Genomic DNA, 20,545 nt, shown 5'->3' with positions numbered 1-20,545 from the left:
GATGATCCTGATCCATTGCCCTTATTGTGACGAAGCGCGTCCCGAGATCGAATTCGCCAGCGGCGGCGAAGCGCATATCGCGCGGCCCGAGGATCCCTCGGGGCATGACGACGCGCAGTGGGAGACTTTCCTGTTCGTCCGCTCCAACCCGCGCGGGCGGCATCATGAGCGGTGGCGCCATGTCCACGGCTGTGGGCGCTTCTTCAACGCGATCCGCGACACGGTGACCGACAAGTTCGAGTGCAGCTACAAGGCCGGGGAGCCGCGGCGATGAGTGGCTATCGGATTGAAGGATCAGGCCGCATCGATCGCGCCCGCGCGGTCAGCTTCACTTTTGACAACAAGAGTTACACCGGCGTTGCGGGCGACACGCTGGCGTCGGCATTGCTTGCCAACGGAGTCATGCTGTTCGGGCGCTCGTTCAAATATCACCGGCCGCGCGGACTGGTCGGGGCGGGGTCGGAGGAGCCCAACGCGCTGGTTTCGGTCGATCGCGGTCCCGGGCGGCGCACGCCGAACCTGCTTGCGACCCAGGTCGAGATCTATGATGGGCTGACTGCGACCAGCCAGAATCGCTGGCCGAGCTTGGCGTTTGACGTGGGGTCGCTGACCAACCGGCTGGGTTTTCTGTTCCCGGCGGGCTTCTACAACAAGACCTTCATGTGGCCGCGCAGCTTCTGGGAGACTCTCTACGAGCCGGCGATCCGGCGAATGGCGGGACTTGGCGAGCCGCCGCGCGAGGTCGATCCCGACCATTATGCCGCGACCTACGGGCATTGCGAGCTGTTGGTTGTCGGTGCAGGCCCGGCCGGGATTGACGCAGCGCTCGGTGCAGCGAACAGCGACCAGCGCGTGATTTTGATCGACGAGCAGGCGGAGATAGGCGGCGGCGCCCTCTCCGATCCGGCCCAGTGGAATTGGCTCCAGCAGAGCGTCGCGACGCTTCGTGCGGCGCCCAATGTGCGGATCTTGAGCCGCACTACCGCCTTTGGCTATTATCACGACAATTTCATCGGCGCGGTCGAGCGGCTGACTGATCATGCGGCGAACGATGGCACTGGCCCGCGCGAGCAATTGTGGCGAATCCGCGCGGGCCGGGTGGTGCTTGCCCAAGGCGCGATCGAGCGGCCGCTGGTGTTTGCCGGAAATGATACGCCCGGAGTCATGCTGGCGAGCGCGGCGCAGACATGGCTTCATCGCTACGGGGTTGGGGTCGGCCGTACGCTGCTGGTGATGGCCAGTCACGACAGCGGCTGGCAGGTCGCGTTCGACCATGCCGAAGCCGGGGTAAAGGTCGCAGCAGTGGTCGATATCCGGGCGAGTGTCGCCGACGCGTTGCTGGCCAAGGCGGCAACGCTCGGCATCCCGGTGATGCTGTCGTCGGCGGTTACCGAGGTTGCCGGCGGCAAGGCGGTCAGCGGTGCGCAAGTCACGGTATTCGACTCGTCGGGAACAGCAGAGGCGAGCCGGGCGATCACGTGCGATGCACTGCTGATGGCGGGCGGCTGGACCCCCAGCATTCACTTATGGTCACACAGCAAGGGCACGATCAAATGGCGCGATGACCTTGGCGCCTATGTGCCCGACGTCGCCAACGAACAGTGCATCAGTGTCGGCGCCTGCGCGGGCGAGATGACCAATGGCAGCGGAGTCAACGTTGCCGCGCTGCCGACGCGCAAGGACCCAGCGCGGATCAAGGCGTTCGTCGATTACCAGAACGACGTTTGCGCGCGCGACATCAGGTTGGCGGTGCGCGAGGGCTTCCGCTCGATCGAACATGTCAAGCGCTACACCACCACCGGAATGGCGACCGACCAGGGAAAGACGTCGAACATCAACGGCATGGGCATCGCGTCGCAGATGATGGCGAAGCCGGCCAATGCGATGGGCCTGACGACCTTCCGCCCGCCTTATACGCCGCAAACCTTCGGGGCGATCGCCGGGCATCACAGGGGCGCGCTGTTCCAGCCGACCCGCAAGACCAGCATCGATTCCTGGGCGACCGAGCAGGGCGCGGTGTTCGAGAATGTTGCGCAGTGGCGCCGCGCGCGCTATTTCCCGCTCGGCGGCGAGGACATGGCGCAAGCCACCCGCCGCGAATGCCGCGCGACGCGCGCCTCGGTCGGGATCTTCGACGCCTCGACGCTTGGAAAGATCGAGGTCGTTGGGCCCGACGCCGCCGAATTCCTCAACCGGATGTACACCAACCCGTGGAAGGCGCTCGAGCCGGGGCGGTGCCGCTATGGCCTGCTGCTGAAGGAAGACGGATTCATCATGGACGACGGGGTCAGCGCGCGGCTGGCGTCCGATCGTTTTCACCTGACGACGACCACCGGCGGCGCGGCACGGGTACTCAACATGATGGAGGATTATCTTCAAACCGAATGGCCCGACCTAAAAGTGTGGCTGACGAGCACGAGCGAGCAATGGGCGGTGATCGCGCTCAACGGTCCCCAGGCGCGGGCGGTGCTCAAGGGGCTGACTGAGGATGTCGACCTGTCGGCCGCGGCCTTCCCGCACATGGCCTATCGCGAGGGGCGGATCTGCGGCGTTCCGGCGCGCATGTTCCGGGTCAGCTTCACCGGCGAGCTGGGCTATGAAGTCAACGTACCCTCGGCCTATGGGCGCGGGGTTTGGGAAGCGATCATGGCGGCGGGGGCAGCGTACGGCATCACTCCCTATGGCACCGAGACAATGCACATCCTGCGCGCCGAGAAGGGCTATATCATCGTCGGGCAGGACACCGACGGGACGGTCACTCCGTTCGATGCCGGGCTCGACTGGGCGGTGGGCAAGAAGAAGCCCGATTTCGTCGGCAAGCGCTCGCTTGCCCGACCCGACCTGATGGCCAAAGGGCGCAAGCAGCTCGTCGGGCTGCTGACCGAAGATCCCAACGAAGTCCTCGAGGAAGGCGCGCAGATCGTGCTCGATCCGAACCAGTCGATCCCGATGAAAATGGTCGGTCATGTCACCTCAAGCTACTGGAGCGAGGCGCTAGGCCGCTCGATCGCGATGGCGGTCATCGCCGGAGGCAAAGAGCGGATGGGCGAGACGATCCATGTCCCGATGCCCGGCAAGACCATTCGCGCGGTAATCGGCGGCACCACATTCTACGATCCCGAAGGAGCGCGGCTCAATGTCTGAGGCGATCGGGCGGATCGAGCCGGTGACGGACAAGGCATTTGCCGGCGACGGCGTGACTATGGCGCTGGCACCGGCGGCAGCGCGCTTCAGCTTGCGCGGGGCGGCGAGCGATCTTGCCGGCGTGACTCCAGTTCCGCTGCCGACGCGGATCGGCGATGTCGGCGAGCAGGGCGGGGCGCTTGCGGTGATGCTTGGCCCCGACGAATGGTTGCTGATCGGCGCGGTCAGCGGCGATAGCGCCGGGCCGCCGGTCGGAATCGTCGATGTCAGTGATCGCCAGGTCGGGTTCGACGTCGGCGGGCCCCATGCGGCCGAGTTGCTGATGTCGGGCTGTCCGCTCGACCTTGAGCGGCTGGCGGTCGGGCGGGGCACCCGGACGATCTATGAGGCGGTCGAAATCATCGTCATCAAGCGCACCCCGAACGCGTTCCGGGTTGAGGTGTGGCGCAGCTTTGCGCCGTGGCTGTGGGAGGCACTCGTTCAGGCTGCCCGCAACCAAAATCCAACAACGACATAGGGGCGACGAATGAGTGGCAGGGGCAAGTTCGTACTGCTGATTGCATGTGAGGATTTGAGGGGCATTGTCGCTGCGGTCGCCAATTCGATCGCCAGTCAGGACTGCAATATCATCGAAAATTCGCAGTTCGGCGACGGCACTACTGGACGCTTCTTTATGCGCGTGGCGATCGACGGGCCCGAGGGGCTGACTGCCGAACGATTCACCGCTGCCTTCATCCCCGTCGCGACGGCCTTCCGGCTCGACTGGCAGATTCACGACTTGCGCAAGAAGCTGCGCGCGATGATCCTGGTCAGCCAGGGCGGGCATTGCCTCAACGACCTGCTCTACCGCGCCTCGACGGGCCACTTGCCGATGGACATCACCAGCATCGTCTCGAACCATACGACCTGGCAACGACGAGCCGAACATGAGGGGCTCGCCTTTCATCACCTGCCCATCACCGCCGAAACGAAGCTCGCGCAGGAAGCGAAACTGATGGCGTTGGTCGTCGAGCAGCGGGTCGATGTCATCATCCTCGCCCGCTACATGCAGGTGCTTAGCGATGAACTGTGCCGCAAGCTCGACGGGCGCGTGATCAATATCCACCACAGCTTCTTGCCCGGCTTCAAGGGCGCCAAGCCCTATCATCGCGCTTATGAGCGGGGTGTGAAGATGGTCGGGGCAACCGCGCATTACGTCACCCCTGACCTCGACGAGGGCCCGATTATCACGCAGGACGTGTCGATCGTCGATCATGCCGACACGGTCGACGACCTGATCGCGCAGGGCCAGGATACCGAGAGCCGGGTGCTGGCGCGTGCGGTCAAGCTCCACCTCGAGCACCGGGTCATGCTGAGCGGCAGCCGCACGGTGGTGTTTAAGTAGGTGCGCGTCGAACAACCCCTGCTCGACGCGCTCGATGCGCTCGCGCTCGAATGGACGCTGGTCGACCATGAGGCGGTGATGACGGTCGCCGAAAGTGCGCAACTGCACGCCACGATCCCCGGCGCGCACGCCAAGAATCTGTTCCTGAAGGATGCCGGGGGGCAGTTCTGGCTGGTTACAGCGCCGCATGATGCGCGGATCGACCTGAAGGCACTGCCGGCGCTAATCGGCGCGCGCAAACTTAGCTTTGCCAAGGCCGACGACATGGAGCGGCTGCTTGGGGTCACCCCCGGATCGGTCACGCCGCTGGCCGCGATGAACGATGGCGGCGGGCAGGTGACGGTGGTCATCGATGGTGCGCTTGCCGCCGCCGCGCGGGTCAATGTTCACCCTCTGCGCAACAGCGCCACACTGGGTCTGTCGGGGCGCGATCTGATAGCATTCCTCGAACAGCATGGACACCCGCCGCGCATCGTCGACGTCGAAGCCGGCTCATGAGCATTAGCGTCTTCGAGCTGTTCAAGATCGGCATCGGACCATCAAGTTCGCATACCGTTGGAACAATGGTCGCCGCGCGCCGCTTTGGCGAATGGTTCGACGCTCGGGGGCGCTGCTCCAGACGCGGCGGGTCGCGGTGGATTTATACGGCTCGCTCGCCCTCACCGGTAAGGGGCACGCCACCGATACCGCGATCATCCTTGGCCTGTCGGGGTCAAGGTGCGCTTCGGTCGACATCGATGCGGTGTCGATGGTTGGCGCATATCAGAGCAAGCTTGCCTGCTTGTCAGCGTCTCCCAGCGCTGCCGCCGCCTTCACTGCGTCCACCCGCCCCATTGGTAGGTCGAGCCGATCGTCATCACGGTTAAGGAGGGGAGACGAGCGCAAGTGACATTCAGGCATGACCGACCGCCCGCTCTTGGTCGGCGATGATCGTCTTGGCTGCCGCGAAGTAATGGAAAGCCGCCCAGAAGCCGGTCGGCGCGAGGATCAGTAGCGCAGTGCGCAGCGATGCCGCGTCGGCGCCGCCTGGTCCGGCAAAATAATCGCTCATCCACCCCACCACCTGAGGCGCGACAATCAGGTTGAAGACGTTGGCGACGAGCAGCGCGATCGCGGTGAACATCGCCCGCATCCGTGGCGGCGCCAAATTCTGGCCAAGCGCAAATGCCGGCCCGATGTAGAAATAAATTGCCGGAATGAATATCCACCACATCGCCGTCGCGACGGGGAGAGAGTGGGTATAATATGCGATAATCGACGGGATCGTCGCCAACCCCGTCACCGCGCCAAGCAGATAGACGATCCGCCGCGGATCGACGAATGCGGGTCGCGCAAGCAGCCACGCCGTCAACAACGAAGCTGAAATCCCCATTACAAGGTGGATTGGGCCGACGACTGCCCCCGCCGCTCCAACGTCCAGGTGATATGTCCGCTGAATGAAGGTCGGGGTGAACCACATCAGGCCCCAGCCCCACAGCGCCGACACGCCACTGCCCATGATCACGTGAAATGCCGCTTTCTGAGAACGGATGAACCTGAGGCTCTCCATCAATGTTGGGGCAGCGGCGTCCGATTCCGCGTCGAGCTGGCCGCGCTTCGGCTCCTTGACGGTGAAATAGACGACTAGCGCGAGGACCACGCCGGGCACGCCAAGAACGAGGAATGCCGCTCGCCAGCCATAGGCATGCGCCACCGCACCTGCCATGTCAGCCCCAAGCCACGCCCCGATCGGCGCGCCGAGTGCGAAGATGGTCATCGCCATCGGCCGCCGGTCCGCCGGAAAATAGTCGCCGATGATGGCATTGCACGCCGGCGTCCCGCCAGCCTCGCCAATGCCCACCCCCATCCGTGCCAGCAGCAGTTGCGAATAGCCGCGCGACAGGCCGCACATCGTCGTCATGATCGACCAAGCAGCGATCGATGCGGCGAGTAAATTCTTGCGATTGTAGCGGTCTGCGACCCACGACAGCGGAATACCCATCGTCACATAGAACAGTGCCAGCGACACACCCGTCAAAAAGGCGATCCCGCCGTCGGTCAGCTTTAGCTCGAGCCGGATCGGCTCCAGCACCGTCGACATGACGTAGCGATCGGCGATGTTGATCGTGTAAACCAGCATCGTGATGATCAGAATGTACCAGCGCAGTTTGAACGTCGGGTCACGTTTAGTCTCAGCCATAATTACACTGGCCATATCTTCGTCCTTCACAGCTGCATATTGACGGGTTCAGGAACGTGCTCGTTGTCACGAAAGTCAAGGCAGCCCTGATCGGACGGCACGCCGATGGTGTCGAGTAGGCGTCTCACCTGCGGCTCAAAGTTGGTGACAACATCCCGGTAATCGACGCGCAACACCTGGCCCGGCAACACAGCGTTCCAATGATCCATCAGCCGGACATGGTCGCCGCGATCCTTGAGCGCCTTGCCAACCTTCTTGAGCGCATGGCCAAGGGTGAGGTTGACCCCTAGCCTGTGGGAGGCTTTGGCCAGCAGACTCTTGTACAGGCCCAGCGCCGCGATGCGCCCGTTCTGTAGCATTCCTTTGGCGCGGCGGAGCCGATCTTCGCTGTCCGTCGAGAACCGCGCCGTCAGCGTCATCAATCATTCCTCAATTGCATTCCCCGCCCCTCCACGCGGGAGGGGATACCACGACGCACGATCTAGATTTTCGTTGATACAAGCAAGCCAATCGTGCGCGGCCGCAATCGGCACGGCCGCCGCTACCTCTATCATGTGTCGTCACCACTGCAGGCAGGCTGTAAGTCCAGATGCGGTACTGGCAGCCGCATTGCTGCCAAGGTCATCGAAAACGCCGTGTTTGGACGCCTTCGAGGCTGGTCCGGTAAGCCATTGGCATCCATTTCTGAGCTGACAACGATCCTGAGGAAAGTGACCGTTCACCGCGGCTCGCTGGTCGTCCAGGTCCAACTTGCGCCGTACGAAGACTGGACGAACAACATATTGGCTCCGGATCGCGTAGACCCCAGTGCCGATGGACTGTTACAGATCTGCTCGCTGCTGACGCTTTTTAACCGTGGCGGGCGGACCTGGCTCGATCAGGCGGCCGGACACCGCAAGGCGCAGCCCGACCGGGCATTCATTGCCGGACTCAGGCACGCACACTCGGAACTGCAGCGATGCGGCATCGACATGACCGATCAGCGGGGTCGGGTCTGTGAGCCCAAGGGCATCGACGATCCCTATCTGCGCAAGCTCACCTCGCTGGGCTTCCTTGCGCCGGATCTGCAGCGAGCGATCCTCGAGGGTAAACAGCCGGCCGGCCTGACACTGAGTGCACTGCTGGCTACGCCGCTCCCCCTCGACTAGCAGGACTAGCGCCAGATGCTCGGATTCGGGAATTAAACAGGTCCTGAGACCCTCCTGAGGATCACCATAACAGGACCTCAGATCTACCTGCTTATACTCAGGAGCGCAGGCAGACGCGCACGGCGAAGCGCCTGAGGCAGAGCGAAAGTCCTCGAATCACGGCACTTTTCGCGTCGCGCTACAACCGGGAGGTTGCAGCCATTGGGCGCAAAACGCCCCGATCAGGTTGAACAGGCTTAGAGGTGAAAACGTGTGTGTGCGTTACGCGACAGAGACTCGGTCCCGAAAGGCCAGAAAAACTCGCCTGAGATCTGGCTTGGAACGGGCGCGTAACGCCCTTTGCACCCGCAGTACGGCGCGGCTCCGCGCCATTTTTGGGGGGCACAACTCAGTCAGAGCCGAGTTCGACGGGTGCATGGCGGAGCGGGAGGGAGCCAATTGGCCCCGCTAAGACGTTGAAACTAAACTCAAACTAGCAGCGCCAAAAATATATTTCTGACGCCTTTTCTGACAATCGTTCGGAGCCTGACTAGGAATTAGAGCCGGATTGGGAGCCAGCAAAGCTCGGTCTTTTCGCAAATGTTTAGACCGCCGCTAGCGGGTTCGACTTCTCCCCTGTTCCCCAACCTTGTGGGAGCGATGCTGAGAGAAAATATCGGTGTCTAGCCGGTGCGCAACACGGCTTGCCACGTCAAGCTAATCCAGATCATTGCCCATGTGAGGCGCAGCAATTAGGCTGTGGCATGTCTTACACGCTCCAATACGGCGGGTCGCTCGGAGCTAGCTTCCCTGCCCAGTTCCCCAAAGCGAGCATTAGCTTTATCTCAATGACGGTGGTGCTCATCGAGCAGTTGGCGAAGGATGGCAGTGGGCGGACGGTATCGCACGGGACGGGGTTTATGTGGCGGGCATCGGACGGGCTTTGGCTGATCACGGCAAGACACGTGCTGACCGGACTAAACCCCTTCGATGATTCGCCCTTATCTCCTAATTTGTTTGAACCGTCGGAGATTAAGGTCAACTTCGGTGTTGGGTCAGCAAACCATTTTGGAAGAGATGCCCGAATTCTTCCGCTTCGCGACGGCAAGGGTTCGCCCCGCTGGGCCGACGACCCTGAGTTCGCCAAGCTAAGAACGGACATCGCTGCGCTGCCCATCGATATCGGACGGTCGGATGTGTTTTGCATCAACGATGATCCAGCCTTCGGCCAATTCGATGATATGTTTACCCAGGTCGGATTCCAGTGTTTTGTGATAGGCTATCCGACGACTATGGTGACTGGCCTCATGCTGCCAATCTGGCGATCAGGGGCATTGGCATCGGACCCCGTGGTGCCCATAGACAACAAGCCCATCTTTCTTGTGGATGCGGCTACTGGACCGGGCTTTTCTGGATCGCCGGTCTGGCGCATGCAAATTGGGCCAACAGCTTTCCACGACGCCTCGCAACCTACCGATATACGGATCGAGGGCGACGCTGTTGTGCGGGCTAGCTTCGTTGGTGTTTATGCAGGCAGGCTCTCCCATCCGCACATAGGGGCCCAGACGCCCTATGTGTTTTACGCCAATCGAATTCCACTCATACTTGCCGCAAATATCGGCTTGGCTCGAGTCCGACCGCGCTAGTACTCAACCAAGTCGGCTTAATGCTGCTATCTGGTACTCTCGGCATTTGACGGCTTTGTTCTAACGATGTTGAACAGCTTTGCCAGCTGCTCCACCTTTCGGAAAAACTCATCAAAGGTGACGATTTCAATACCTGAAAGCGAGGTTCTGAAAAGTTCGAAAGCTGCCCGCATCTTTGGCGTGGTAAGTTCCGCATCATAATTGCCGATGAGCACAATTCGCCGGGGATTAAATGTGTTTAGCTCAACTTTTCTCTCGCGGGTTATCTGATCCACATTTTTGCGTAGCGTGTCGCAGTAGTCATTTACCTGAACAACCGCGCCCCCCAGTTCCCGACTTGGCGGATAGACATTGCCCCGATAGCGACCGGCTAGGAGCCTTGTCGTAGGAGACTTTATCTCTACTAGTATGGCATGGTTGGCATTGCCGCCCGACAGCATGAAATCAAGATAACGTGCATCCTTGCCGTCGAGTTGCGTGCCCCCAACGTAAGCCTTTCCTTGGATAAACGTGACAGGAGCGGCAAAAAGCTGCGAAAACGCATAGGAATGATCACCGAGAATTATCTGCCAAAATCCTTCATCGCTATTTGTCTTGTTAGCGTCCCATTCGTTTATTAACTTGATTAGTCTCCCCGCAGAGTGGCCCATAAATACAACTTCATGAAAATGCTCTTTAAATACGGCCAGTGCCCTAAAGCGCTCGGCTGTAGCCATATACCAAGCCGCCTCCGCTGCATTTCCTGCTTTGATGCTATCTGCTGCGCCTGCGCAGGACACCGCTGCCATCAAGCCCCACCATTCAACCGAGTGAGGGTCAGCTTTTAAGCGCTCAACCGCGTCCGCACCGATCTCATGTGCAATGTCTATCCCGGCGAGCTTGTCGCTCTCGTTGAAAAATTCTTCGTTTGCCTCCTGAATTTTTTCTAAAACCGGCAAAAAATCCTTTGCTGCTTCTACGTTGGCAATTTCCACCCCAAAGACTAGCTCGGCGAACATGTCCAAACCGGACGGTGTCAACTGACCGGATGCCTTCAATGGATTGGCCGCGAGCTTAATGAAGTCCGCCGGCATTACGAACCTGTCGCCGGCTTTTATCTCAATGCCTATGCCGTGGGCTCCGAGCTCAAGAACGGGATAATCGGCGCCGCACTTTATGCATGCTCTAATGACATGCGGAGCCTTAAGGTTCGTTGCCTGCGCTAATGGCTCACAGATTTTGCACGCCACAAAATTCACCCTCAATATTTGATAACAGAGCTATGCTCAGTCCAAAGCCAGTTGTTCAACAAAATTGTCCTCCCCACCCCACAAACATCTATTGGGAAATGATTTCAAAAAGGCGGCTGCGAAAATACGCATTCACCGTTTCGACCTCTTCCCAAACTGGCATCCCGAAATGATCATCAAGCTCTGCCCCGATGATGCCTAAGGGAGCCGGAATAGAGCGTAGACCGTAATAGAAGATGATGTGTGACCGGCTTCCGACAGCAGCATGGCCGCGTCCCGTGCAATGGTCTTGTAAAAGCACTTTCGCAATCAAAGCATCACGTTTCATTGAACGCTGTTTGCCAGCATCGAAATGACCATTGCCGCGTTTGATTTCGTAGGCCGACACGATGTTAGTTTCATGGTCGAACACCACCGCATCGATTTGAAGTTGGGTGTCGCCAGCGTGGTCGCCAACATAGGGCAAATGCGTATTAGCCAAGGTAGCTGGATTATTCCCCGCCGCTGCCACCGTTGTGGACGCTTGCTGTTGGACGCCAAATCTGTCGACGCCCCAAACTGTGTAGCGGTCGCTTTCCCTCAAGCGCTCAACGATTGCTCTCTCGATGATAGGGCCGTGTCGCTTGTACGCCGAGCTTAGAACGCTGGTCATACGAGAGAAAAGCGTCCCGGCAATCGGGTCCGGCCTAAATTCGACTGCGGCCAGCGCGTCAACTGTGGTGTCAACCAGCGGCTTTAAGATATCCAGTATCGGCATAAGCGTCGAATAACTCCCGCTGGACAACGGAAGTATTCCGCCGTGTGGCAGGCATATCATAATCTTCGGCTCTTTCGAGGGACTTCCGGCACGGCGGAATCCAAGCCAATTCTGTCGAAGTCACTGGCTCATCGAGCCAAATAAACCAAGCATAGCCCGTCGCGGTCGAAGCCTTCTTGTCCAACCGGCCTTTGACCATCGGCACCCGTTCAACGAATTGAGCAAAAACCGCGGGCGGGTCGGGCTGAAACAAGCGCTCATAACGCCCAACGCTTTCGATGAAAACGGTCCTAGCTAGGATGGCCACGCCACGGCGGGCAATCTTTCTGGCTCGATTGATGAAGTCTTCGCCAAGGTTGAAAGGCGGATTTGTTATTACCCAGTCGAAAGATGAAACTTCATACGGGGCCGTCTGGAAATCCAACACCTTGCCATACCCGTAGTCGAAAATGTCAGATGCAGATGTGGTCGTGAAATATTCCCGCAAAACCTTGTCCATATGCCCAGCACCGCAAGCTGGCTCTAGGCATGTTTGGTTTCGCAAGTCTGGAGAGCGAGGTAGCAAAACATGTTCGATTAGCGCTCTGGTAGCCCACGGAGGCGTGGGAAAATCGTCCCGGCTGTCCTTGGCTTCAGTCCTTTGGGCCATCACCGCGTGGGATCGATTTTGCATTCGAATATGCCTTCAGTCTGATTGGCCGCATTGTATGGCACAACGCGACTCAAGAACAAAGGCGGAACATAAATTTTTTTGTGGATGAAACTGCTGGGCAACAGACGGTGGCAAAGTGGCGATGCTGCATTCACGCCAAAGTTCCAATCAACGATAGCCAGTAAGAAAGGCAGTAAGAAATTTACTAGCTCTTTCACCGAAGGCGTTGACTTTTCAGTGGCTTAAGCGTGCCGGATGGCGGACGGCAAATCCGCCGCACGCTCAAATCAACCGTTCGGGCGGCGCGCGAACCGCGCCCATTGCCAGCAATTCTTCAGCCGTTGCTTCGCGCCCAATGCCAGCAAGGGCGAAGGGGTCCGCGCGCTCGGCTCGCATGGGCGGGTCGGAAACGGGCGCGGCAACGGCGGCGCTAGGCCGGTTTTCCGGCCGATACAGCGACTCTAGGATAAATGCGCTTCCCAAGGCCCATGCGCGGGCCTCTAGCGCGTCTAGCGGCTCCCCCGGCGTTCGCATCGCGACAACGCCACGGTTCCGATAACCGATGACGCTTTCGACGGGTTGCCCGTAAATCGCCAGAATGAGACGCGGGAACGGACGCCGTGTTTTGCGCCGCTCCAAGCGTTCAATTCGAGTGCGAAGGGCCGCTCGTTTAGCCATCAATCATGCTCGCTTTCGAGTTGCGAGATACGTTCCTCTAACTCTTTGTCCGCAATGAGATTGGCTAGCCGATCGAGCATCCATATGTAGCGGCTGGCTTCTGCGGTGGCTAATTCCCCATTGCGAGCTTCAATGAAGATCAGGCGCATCTGCCTTTTCACGTCGGCAACGGTCGAAAGGCGCAGCCTTGACGAAGCTTTAGGGATAGGGTCATCCGATGTTTCGCTGTTTACCGCCATCGGGTGCGTTCCCGCGTTGGCAAGCGCTGTAGATTGAGGCGGGGTTAGCCAGCCGGTGCTAGTCATTATCAAATCTCCACGCCTTGCGTTGAGCCGCCGCCGCTAGCGCGCGTTGCCGTTCCTCATTTTGGCTAAGCCAATCGGTTACGGTTTCATCGCCGCGCCGCTGAAGATGCCAGACTATCAAGTCTTTCATCGGTTGGTTGGCGTTCAACTCAACAATAAGCCGGTTCCAAACTTTACCATAGGCGCAACTTTTAGACGCTCGGTTATATGCAGTCGGGAGTAGCTGGACTACTTCATTATCGCGTTCGTTAAGCTCAATGAGCCATGCCCACAATTCAGCATCGCTGTATCTATGTCGTTGGCTTTCGACGCTGTAGCGTTCTATCCGCTCGATTTCTTCACTGTTCAACACGGCTCATTCCTTTTGAAAATGAGCCGTCGCAAAGCTTACCCCAACGCGACGGCTTGTGGAGTTAGTGCTTCGTTGTGCGGAGTGCTGAAGCGCGGGCTATTTGTTCGGCGAATTCTTCAATCCCCGAACCGGCCTTGTCATAGGTCGCTTCGACAAGAGGCCTGGCAGTTTCAAGCCGGGACTTCGCACTGGCCAAGGTGTCGCGAAGCGCCAAATAGTCAGGCACAACCTTTTGCAGATAGCGGTTGCGTTGCGCCGCCATAAATTCAGCCGACACGCCAAGGGTGAGCGGGTGACTGCCCATGACGCAAGCGAGCAACCCTTCGTCTAGGCTTTCAACCGCATTGCCAATCAAAGCTTCGCGCTCTTGCAGGTCCAAGTTGCGAATGACGCTGCGAATTTCGGCCGCTTGCGGATTGACGGTAAAGCCGCCCATCGCCGCGATATGGGCCTCATTAGAGCTAATCTCATCGGCCAACGTCTTCATGGCGCTGTCATGGGCTTGGAGAAAGCCAGCCTTTCCCTTGCCAGCTTCCTTGGCCAATTCGTCGCGTTGAGCCGCAATGGGCTGGCGAGGGTCCGGGTTTTCCCGCAACTCATTTAGCCGCTTAACGTCGCGCTCTTGCGCCGACTGAAGCAACTGGCGAGCCGAGTTGAGCGCCCGGTTTTTGCTTTCGGGAATATAGCCAAAGTGCGCTTGCTCGGGATAGCTGACAGGGGGTTGCGAGGTGGCGGCAAAGCTTGAAGCCGGAACAAGAACTTGGTCCTTGTCGCTAGGAATGATTATATCAGACATTGAACAATTCCTTTAGTGTAGCTGCCCACATTAGGGCGGTTGTCATGGATTAGGTTGCGACGTTCTAATGAATAAATGGCTGTTTTCTCCTTTTTTTTGCATTATTAGAAGATTAGAATGATTAGAAGACAGTCTATAGGAAGAGTTCAATTTTTGGGTCGAAATTAAATGGAGGTTTGATGTATTTCCAAACTAATCTCCTAATCCTTCTAATCGCCCGAAAACTGCGGTTTTTGTCTTCTAACATCGTCCTAAATGCATCCTAAGTGCGGTTGAGAATTTGCAGAATTGCTTGACTTTCGGCCATAATGAAGCCGCGACCTTTGCCGCCAAACATCGTTCCCATTTGTGCGGCCGGAACCTCACAAATAAAGGCGTTTTCCTTTAGCAGTTCATTGATTGTGTTCTTTAGGGCGTTTCTTGCGCCGAGCCGGTCATTTTTAAAGGCGGCATAGCCAGCAATTCTTTGACTAATGTGGGCATACGGAACGACGCCTTGCGAGGCGTATTCATAGCCACGATTGCCGGGAAAGAATTTCTCTAGGTCATTATAGTTTTGCAGGAATTCACTTATTGCCCACAAAACGAGCCGTTGTTGCTCGGACTGATTGCCAGCTTTCTCGCCGACTTCGCCGTTGCTAAATTTAGTGATGAGGTTGTTGGTTTGCGCGACAATGAGGTTTGTTGCCCAATCTGTGTGGGCAAGCGTAATGACGGGCTTCACGTAGTTTTGCCCGATTGCCCGCACGCTCGCCAGCTTTAGAGCCTTCAGATTGGCCCGGTTCCAAAGCTCGCGTGTGACTTGGCTTTTCTCGGCATTGATTGCGTCGGTCGCCCATTTGTCGAATTCGTCAAAGCGAGCTTCAGCTTCAGGCGTCCAATCGACCCGCTGGCACTCGCGGCGGTGCATCAAGCCAAGGCAATGGGCAGTTACGTCGCTAAGATGTTGGACTAGGGGAGCCGGGGGTTGATAATTCGCCGCCGACTTTTGCCGGTATTGCCGCCGCCCTACCGCCTCAAAAACCATGAAGCGAGGCAACAAGCCGTCGCCAATCATTCCTTCGTCCAAAGCCTCATAAAAGGCGGCTGGCACACTCTCGCCAAAGACAGTCAGTGAGGGGCTGGCAATGACGCCGGTATTCTTATCGCGGTCGCTGTATGCGATTGGGTCGAACGTCTCGCCATACCCCGATTTAGAATACAATTGGAGCAACGCGCGGTATAAGCTCTTTAGATGTTGCGGCGCGTTGGGGGCCAGCATCATCTTCAGCATTTTACCAATCTCGCCAACCACGCTTAGAACACAAGGCTTATGGTCTAACCACTTGATTAAGCCGGGGGCGCTAACAAGCTCGCCCGGTCCTTTAAAGTCGATTACGCTTGGACAGTTGATAGCTATAGCCGCATCTATCTTGGATATTCCGCTAGCAACGGCATCCTTACCCATGCCTGTTAAAGCCAAGAGCAGAATATACTGATTTAGACCAGCATTAGTTGGCGTATTATAAGCACGGCCAACCCTGCCAGATAGGTAAGCAATCGCGCCAGCTAAACCTATGTCTTCGTCGGGATAGTGTGCGCCATCATATAGAGATTGCGCTATGTCTAACACAAGGTCGGGCGATGCTTGCGATGCTCGCGCGATTTTGCTATGCGGGCCGGGTTGTTCAGTCACGATGAACAGCTTTCTTGAATGGCGGCTCTCTCACCCGGTTGAGAGGGCCGCTTTCGTTTATGGGGCTATGAGGTTCTAAGCTGGCGAGCTTCAGCGGCTTTGCGCTCAATGAATTCGCGCAATCCGATTATCAAGGACTTGCCGAGAACCTTGATAATGATAATGTCGCCTTGCGCGACTAGTTTATAGATGCTGCTAGGCCCACAATTAAGCAAAGTCTTAGCTTGGATAATTGTAAATGTTTCGGGCATTGGATTAGCAACTATAGACGGCGCGAAGCAGTCTCTAGGTAGCGGAATGTCGCTGTCGATTTGCACGGTAGGGCCTTTCTCTTGCGAAGAAACCCTTGCATCTGCTCGTATTTGTCTGCCGTCAACCCCAAAAATGACGGCGCAGGTCGAAAAAGGGTAGTAAAGACGATACTCTGTCTTAGTATTCCGCCTGACTAGCCAGACTAGTAAGCCGACTTACTATTCACGATACTACTAATGTTGGCTTTGCCAGCAATATAATTGCCCCATGCCGCCATTAAGGTTACGCGCTTGTCGAACAAGTCTGACCTCTGATATGCTTTAACAACCTTATCAGTTTGAATGTGGGCAAGCGCCCATTCTGCTACTTCAGGGGAATAGTTGGTTTCGTTCGCAACCCAATCGCGGAAGCTCGACCTCGCCGTGCCGTGTGGCGTGAAGGGTCGCTCGCCTTCAGGGGCCGGATAGGCGAGCCGCAACGCCTTCGCCACGGCAACATCGCTTAGCGGAACGCCTTTGGGTTTGGCCGGACCAACGCCGCTGGCAAAGACTAGCTCTTGTCCCTCAACGCGTCGCGTCGCCATCGCATCTAGGATTTCAACCGCTTCGTCATTGAGCGGGATGCGATGCGCCACCTTTTTGTTTTTCATTCGCGAAGCCGGAATAACCACCGTCCGCTTGGCCATATTCACTTCGGCCCATTTCAGCCCGCGAGCTTCGCCGGAACGGGCCACTGTTAGGATGGAATAACGTAGCAGCATGGCGCTTGTGCTATCTTTGGCGCGAAGCGTTGCCATCAAGCCGGGAATGTCGCGGTAGGGCACAGCCTTATGATGTTGGACGTTCTTTTCAGCGTCGCCGCCAAGTCGGATTTTTAGCCTCTCGCTCCACTTAGCCGGGTTGTTGCTGTCACTGTCCTCAACCGCCAACGCATAGTCGATTATCGTTTCCATTCTTTGGCGAAGCCGGGTGGCAGTTTCGACCTTCGTTTCCCACAATGGCGCTAGGACGGTGGCAATATCGCCAACCGTGATTTCGCCGGGTCGTTTATGCCCGATTGTGGGGAAGACATACCGGGTTAGAGTTTGCGTCCATTGGCCAAGGGCCTTTTTGGAACGGTATTTCGGGCTAGCCGTCTTTTGCTTAATCACAAGCTCGGCGTAGAATTTGAAGGTCCGCTCGTCCGGTTGTTCGGGCTTGGGCCTAATGAGTTGCTTCAAAGCTTCCTTTGACGCGCCAAGGGCAACCGCTTCGCGAAGTTCGCCAGCCTTTTCCCGCGCCGCCGCTAAGCCAAGCTTGGCAAATGGGCCGACGCCCAGCTCGGCTGGCTTGCCTTCATAATGCCAGCGAAACACCCATGATTTGGAGCCGGACGCACCGACGCGAAGGTAGAGATTTCGACCATCGGCGTAAGAACCGGCCTTAGAGTTGTCGCTTGCCGCAAATTTAGCCGACAAAAGATTAAACTTTTCCGCCATTTTTTAGCCCCTGAAGCCAACAAATCGTTTCTGACGCCTTTTCTTACTACGGGTAGGGGAAAGCAGCAAACTCACAGAGACAACGGCGGAGGGCCAACTTTGAGCGAGCCAGCTTGCTAGTTTATTGTTTTTATTGGGTTTTAGCGGATTTTAGCGGTTTTTCGCTAAGGCCGGTGGCGGAGCGGGAGGGATTCGAACCCTCGATACGCTTTTGGCGTATACTCACTTTCCAGGCGAGCGCCTTCGACCACTCGGCCACCGCTCCGCATTGCACTGGAAGATGCGCGCTGTAGAGAGCCCCCGCGCCTGCCGCAACCCGCTCGACGCTTGCCCGCTCCCGGCCAATCCCCCTATGACGCCACGCGTGACCCATCCCCGCCATCCCCCCACCGCCGCCCAGATCGAGGCGATTGCCCGCGCGACCCTCGCCGCGCTCCCCCCGCCGTTCGACCAGCATCTCCACGACGTCGTCCTGCGCATCGAGGAACTCGCCGACGCCGAGACGCTGTCGGCGCTCCAGATCGACCATCCGCTCGATCTTACCGGACTCTACGAAGGCATCCCCATCGGCGAGAAATCGGCCGCGGTGGGCTCGGGCGCCATGCCCGACCGCATCACGCTCTACCGCCGCGCGATCCTCGACGAATGGGTTGAGGAGGGCGAGGACTTCGCCACCCTCATTCACCACATCGTCATCCATGAGGTCGGTCATCACTTCGGGCTCGACGACGACGCCATCCATGCGCTCGAGGGCACCGCTTCTTGAGCCTCATCGCCTTCGACCGGGTGGCCTGCATGCGCGGCGGCCGCCTGCTGTTCGAAGCGCTGTCATTCGCGCTCTTGCCCGGTGAAGCGCTCCGCCTCGCCGGCCCCAACGGCAGCGGCAAGTCGAGCCTGATCCGCCTTGCCGCCGGCCTTCTCGCCCCCGCCGCCGGGACGATCACCCGCAGCGCTCCCGCTGCGCTCGCCGACGAGGGCATCGCCCTCGATCGCGACCGAACGCTCGGCGGCGCGCTCGCCTGGTGGTGTCAAGGCAAGCCCCTTCTCACCGCCATCGACGCCTTCGCCCTGACCGATCTCGCGCAAGTCCCCGTCCGCTTGCTCTCGACCGGCCAGCTGCGCCGCGCCCGCCTCGCCCGGGTCATGGCCAGCGCCGCGCCCTTGTGGCTGCTCGACGAGCCCCTCAACGGCCTAGACGACGACGGCATCGCGCGCCTGACCCACGCCATCGCCAGCCACCGCGCCTCGGGCGGCGCGGTCCTCGCCGCAAGCCACGTCGCACTCGGCGGCGAGTGGCGCACCCTCGACATGACGCCATGATCGCCGCCATCGCTGTGCGAGAAGTACGCCGCGGCCTCACCGCCAGCGCGTGGCTCCCGCTCGCCTTCTTCCTGATCGTTGCCGCGCTGATCCCGTTCGCGGTCGGCCCGGACGCCGCCCTCCTCGCCCGCATCGGCCCCGGCGGGCTGTGGATCGCCGCGCTGACCGCCGCGCTGCTCCCCATCGAGCGGCTGATCGAGCCCGACCGCGCCGACGGCATCCTCGATCAGCTCGCGCTCCGCGGCGTCACAGAAGAATCGATCGGCGCGGCCAAGCTCGTCGGCCACTGGCTCGCCTTCGGGCCGTTGCTGCTGATCGCCACGCTCCCCGCGGCGCTGCTCCTCGGGCTCGATGCGCCCGCGCTCACCCGCTCGCTGATCGCGCTCGCCATCGGCACCCCCGGCCTCGCCGCGCTCGCCGTCGCGGTCGCCGCGCTCACTGCCGGGCTGTCGCGGGCAGGGGCGCTTGCCGGGCTCCTGCTGCTCCCCCTGTCGGTCCCCCTGCTGATCTTCGGCGCAGCGGCAAGCGGGCAGGGCGGTTCGGCCTTTGCGCTCGAAGGCGCAGTGTCGCTGTTGCTGGTGGCCGGAGCCCCGTTCGTCACCGGCGCCGCGATCAGGGCAGCGAGGACTTGATGCGAAGTACAGGCCAAGCAAAGCGCAGCGGAGCGCCCACAAACAACACGCGGCTCGGACTTAGTCCTTACTCCAACGCGCAAAAATTGCCGTCGGAAGCAGCAACCCGCGAGCCTCTTCGCGAACCGCCATCTCGCCCACCTCGACCGTCCCGCCAAGCTCGCTCGTCAACTGCCGCAACAGCTCGCCGATCGCCAGCGCTGACATCCGCACCGCGTAAACCGTCAGCACCAGGAACTGGCTCTCGCCATCGAGCAGCTTCACACAATGGCCCAGCAGCAGCGCCAGATGCTCCTCCAGCCGCCACATCTCGCCCTCGGGCCCGCGCCCGAACTTGGGCGGGTCGAGCAATATCCCGTCATAGCGCCGCCCGCGCCGCACCTCGCGCGCCGTGAATTTCGCCGCATCGTCGACGATCCAGCGGATCGGCCGGTCGGTCATTCCCGACAGCGCCGTATTGGCCCGTCCGCCCTCGACCGACTTCTTCGACGCATCGACATGGACCATCTTCGCCCCGGCCTCGCTCAACAGCAGCGTGCCAACCCCGGTGTAACCGAACAGGTTGAGCACCTCGGCGTCCGAAGAGCCCCGTTCGGCGACCTTGGCCCGCATCCAGTCCCATTGCGGCGCCATGTCGGGAAAGAACCCCAGATGCCGGAACGGCGTCAGCGCGGCATGGAAGCGCACCGCGCCCCGCGCCAGTGGCCAGCTCGCCGCCACTGGCCGATGCTGGACCCAGCGCCCGCCGCCGTCCTCGTCCGATCCGGGTACAAAGGTCGCATCCGGGTCCCAGTCGTTGCTCGCCGGGGCCCACATCGCCTGCGGTTCGGGCCGCACTACGCGGACGTCGCCATAACGCTCATATTTGCGTCCATGGCCGCAGTCGATCAGTCCGAAATCGGGCCACGGCTCGGTCACGATGGTCGTCAGGTCCACGAAC

The 20,545-nt window shown here is 59.4% G+C and carries 21 protein-coding genes, 1 tRNA gene and 1 pseudogene; 11 read left to right on the top strand and 12 right to left on the bottom strand.

Annotated features, from left to right (window positions below):
* Position 1 precedes the first annotated feature (1 nt).
* The 6 genes and pseudogenes from U1700_RS11610 (at position 2) to U1700_RS11585 (ending at position 5,417) form a co-directional block, all read left to right on the top strand.
* Positions 2 to 274 carry a sarcosine oxidase subunit delta gene (locus U1700_RS11610; RefSeq protein WP_332752814.1) on the top strand — a complete coding sequence of 91 codons (273 nt, stop codon included), beginning with the start codon at positions 2 to 4 and terminating at the stop codon, positions 272 to 274.
* Positions 271 to 3,144 (top strand): 2Fe-2S iron-sulfur cluster-binding protein, encoded by a 2,874-nt coding sequence (locus U1700_RS11605; RefSeq protein WP_332752813.1) that lies wholly within the window; start codon positions 271 to 273, stop codon positions 3,142 to 3,144. Before U1700_RS11610 ends, U1700_RS11605 begins: the two co-directional genes overlap by 4 nt.
* Positions 3,137 to 3,661, top strand: coding sequence for a sarcosine oxidase subunit gamma (locus U1700_RS11600; protein ID WP_332752812.1), 525 nt, complete (start codon positions 3,137 to 3,139; stop codon positions 3,659 to 3,661). Before U1700_RS11605 ends, U1700_RS11600 begins: the two co-directional genes overlap by 8 nt.
* A 9-nt stretch (positions 3,662 to 3,670) precedes the next feature.
* Positions 3,671 to 4,528 carry a formyltetrahydrofolate deformylase gene (purU, locus tag U1700_RS11595; RefSeq protein ID WP_332752811.1) on the top strand — a complete coding sequence of 286 codons (858 nt, stop codon included), beginning with the start codon at positions 3,671 to 3,673 and terminating at the stop codon, positions 4,526 to 4,528.
* The gene (locus U1700_RS11590) at positions 4,529 to 5,026 is read left to right on the top strand and encodes a prolyl-tRNA synthetase associated domain-containing protein (RefSeq protein ID WP_332752810.1); all 498 of its coding nucleotides are present in this window, start codon (positions 4,529 to 4,531) and stop codon (positions 5,024 to 5,026) included. It abuts the gene before it with no gap.
* A pseudogene (locus U1700_RS11585) lies at positions 5,023 to 5,417 on the top strand (serine dehydratase beta chain). Before U1700_RS11590 ends, U1700_RS11585 begins: the two are co-directional and overlap by 4 nt.
* Before the next feature lie 3 nt (positions 5,418 to 5,420).
* Here U1700_RS11585 and U1700_RS11580 read toward each other — a convergent pair.
* Complete coding sequence (locus tag U1700_RS11580) at positions 5,421 to 6,722, bottom strand: spinster family MFS transporter (protein WP_332752809.1); 1,302 nt, start codon at positions 6,720 to 6,722, stop codon at positions 5,421 to 5,423.
* Positions 6,723 to 6,733: 11 nt separating this feature from the next.
* Entirely contained in the window at positions 6,734 to 7,126 is a 393-nt protein-coding gene (locus U1700_RS11575) for a sulfotransferase (RefSeq protein WP_332752808.1), read from the bottom strand.
* A 93-nt stretch (positions 7,127 to 7,219) separates the two neighbouring features.
* Here U1700_RS11575 and U1700_RS11570 point away from each other — a divergent pair, with 93 nt between their 5' ends.
* Both U1700_RS11570 and U1700_RS11565 read left to right on the top strand, forming a co-directional pair.
* On the top strand, positions 7,220 to 7,855 hold the full coding sequence (locus U1700_RS11570) for a hypothetical protein (RefSeq protein WP_332752807.1): 636 nt from the start codon (positions 7,220 to 7,222) through the stop codon (positions 7,853 to 7,855).
* Between the two features lie 743 nt (positions 7,856 to 8,598).
* Positions 8,599 to 9,480, top strand: coding sequence for a S1 family peptidase (locus U1700_RS11565; RefSeq protein WP_332752806.1), 882 nt, complete (start codon positions 8,599 to 8,601; stop codon positions 9,478 to 9,480).
* Between the two features lie 26 nt (positions 9,481 to 9,506).
* Here U1700_RS11565 and U1700_RS11560 read toward each other — a convergent pair whose 3' ends face one another.
* The 9 genes from U1700_RS11560 to U1700_RS11520 all read right to left on the bottom strand — a co-directional run bounded on the left by U1700_RS11560 (position 9,507) and on the right by U1700_RS11520 (position 17,918).
* Positions 9,507 to 10,718, bottom strand: coding sequence for a Shedu immune nuclease family protein (locus U1700_RS11560; RefSeq protein WP_332752805.1), 1,212 nt, complete (start codon positions 10,716 to 10,718; stop codon positions 9,507 to 9,509).
* 79 nt (positions 10,719 to 10,797) lie between these two features.
* The gene (locus tag U1700_RS11555; RefSeq protein ID WP_332752804.1) at positions 10,798 to 11,466 is read right to left on the bottom strand and encodes a hypothetical protein; all 669 of its coding nucleotides are present in this window, start codon (positions 11,464 to 11,466) and stop codon (positions 10,798 to 10,800) included.
* Positions 11,432 to 11,965, bottom strand: coding sequence for a hypothetical protein (locus U1700_RS11550; RefSeq protein ID WP_332752803.1), 534 nt, complete (start codon positions 11,963 to 11,965; stop codon positions 11,432 to 11,434). The genes U1700_RS11555 and U1700_RS11550 overlap by 35 nt, the downstream gene beginning before the upstream one ends.
* A gap of 830 nt (positions 11,966 to 12,795) precedes the next feature.
* Entirely contained in the window at positions 12,796 to 13,101 is a 306-nt protein-coding gene (locus U1700_RS11545) for a hypothetical protein (RefSeq protein ID WP_332752802.1), read from the bottom strand.
* Positions 13,094 to 13,450: a hypothetical protein gene (locus tag U1700_RS11540; protein ID WP_332752801.1), complete on the bottom strand. Its 357-nt coding sequence runs from the start codon at positions 13,448 to 13,450 to the stop codon at positions 13,094 to 13,096. Before U1700_RS11540 ends, U1700_RS11545 begins: the two co-directional genes overlap by 8 nt.
* 64 nt (positions 13,451 to 13,514) lie before the next feature.
* Entirely contained in the window at positions 13,515 to 14,249 is a 735-nt protein-coding gene (locus U1700_RS11535; protein ID WP_332752800.1) for a hypothetical protein, read from the bottom strand.
* A 262-nt stretch (positions 14,250 to 14,511) separates the two neighbouring features.
* The gene (locus U1700_RS11530) at positions 14,512 to 15,924 is read right to left on the bottom strand and encodes a hypothetical protein (RefSeq protein ID WP_332752799.1); all 1,413 of its coding nucleotides are present in this window, start codon (positions 15,922 to 15,924) and stop codon (positions 14,512 to 14,514) included.
* Positions 15,925 to 16,378: 454 nt separating this feature from the next.
* Positions 16,379 to 17,653 carry a tyrosine-type recombinase/integrase gene (locus U1700_RS11525; RefSeq protein WP_332752798.1) on the bottom strand — a complete coding sequence of 425 codons (1,275 nt, stop codon included), beginning with the start codon at positions 17,651 to 17,653 and terminating at the stop codon, positions 16,379 to 16,381.
* A gap of 174 nt (positions 17,654 to 17,827) precedes the next feature.
* A tRNA-Ser gene (locus U1700_RS11520) sits at positions 17,828 to 17,918 on the bottom strand.
* An 87-nt stretch (positions 17,919 to 18,005) separates the two neighbouring features.
* Between U1700_RS11520 and U1700_RS11515 the strand changes: the two genes are divergently transcribed.
* The 3 genes from U1700_RS11515 to U1700_RS11505 are packed head-to-tail and all read left to right on the top strand — an operon-like array spanning position 18,006 to position 19,605.
* Positions 18,006 to 18,419, top strand: a complete 414-nt coding sequence (locus U1700_RS11515) for a metallopeptidase family protein (RefSeq protein WP_443025939.1) — start codon at positions 18,006 to 18,008, stop codon at positions 18,417 to 18,419.
* A complete protein-coding gene (ccmA, locus tag U1700_RS11510) occupies positions 18,416 to 18,973 on the top strand; it encodes a heme ABC exporter ATP-binding protein CcmA (protein ID WP_332752796.1) in 558 nt (185 codons plus the stop codon). The genes U1700_RS11515 and ccmA overlap by 4 nt, the downstream gene beginning before the upstream one ends.
* Entirely contained in the window at positions 18,970 to 19,605 is a 636-nt protein-coding gene (locus U1700_RS11505) for a heme exporter protein CcmB (RefSeq protein WP_332752795.1), read from the top strand. Before ccmA ends, U1700_RS11505 begins: the two co-directional genes overlap by 4 nt.
* A 60-nt stretch (positions 19,606 to 19,665) precedes the next feature.
* Here the strand turns inward: U1700_RS11505 and U1700_RS11500 are convergent, their stop codons facing one another.
* Positions 19,666 to 20,541 carry a class I SAM-dependent methyltransferase gene (locus tag U1700_RS11500; RefSeq protein ID WP_332752794.1) on the bottom strand — a complete coding sequence of 292 codons (876 nt, stop codon included), beginning with the start codon at positions 20,539 to 20,541 and terminating at the stop codon, positions 19,666 to 19,668.
* Positions 20,542 to 20,545 lie beyond the last annotated feature (4 nt).

This window comes from Sphingomonas sp. RB1R13 (assembly GCF_036663775.1).
Lineage (GTDB): Bacteria > Pseudomonadota > Alphaproteobacteria > Sphingomonadales > Sphingomonadaceae > Sphingomicrobium.
Note: the sequence above shows the minus strand (reverse complement) of the source record. Positions and strands in the feature narration are given on the sequence as shown.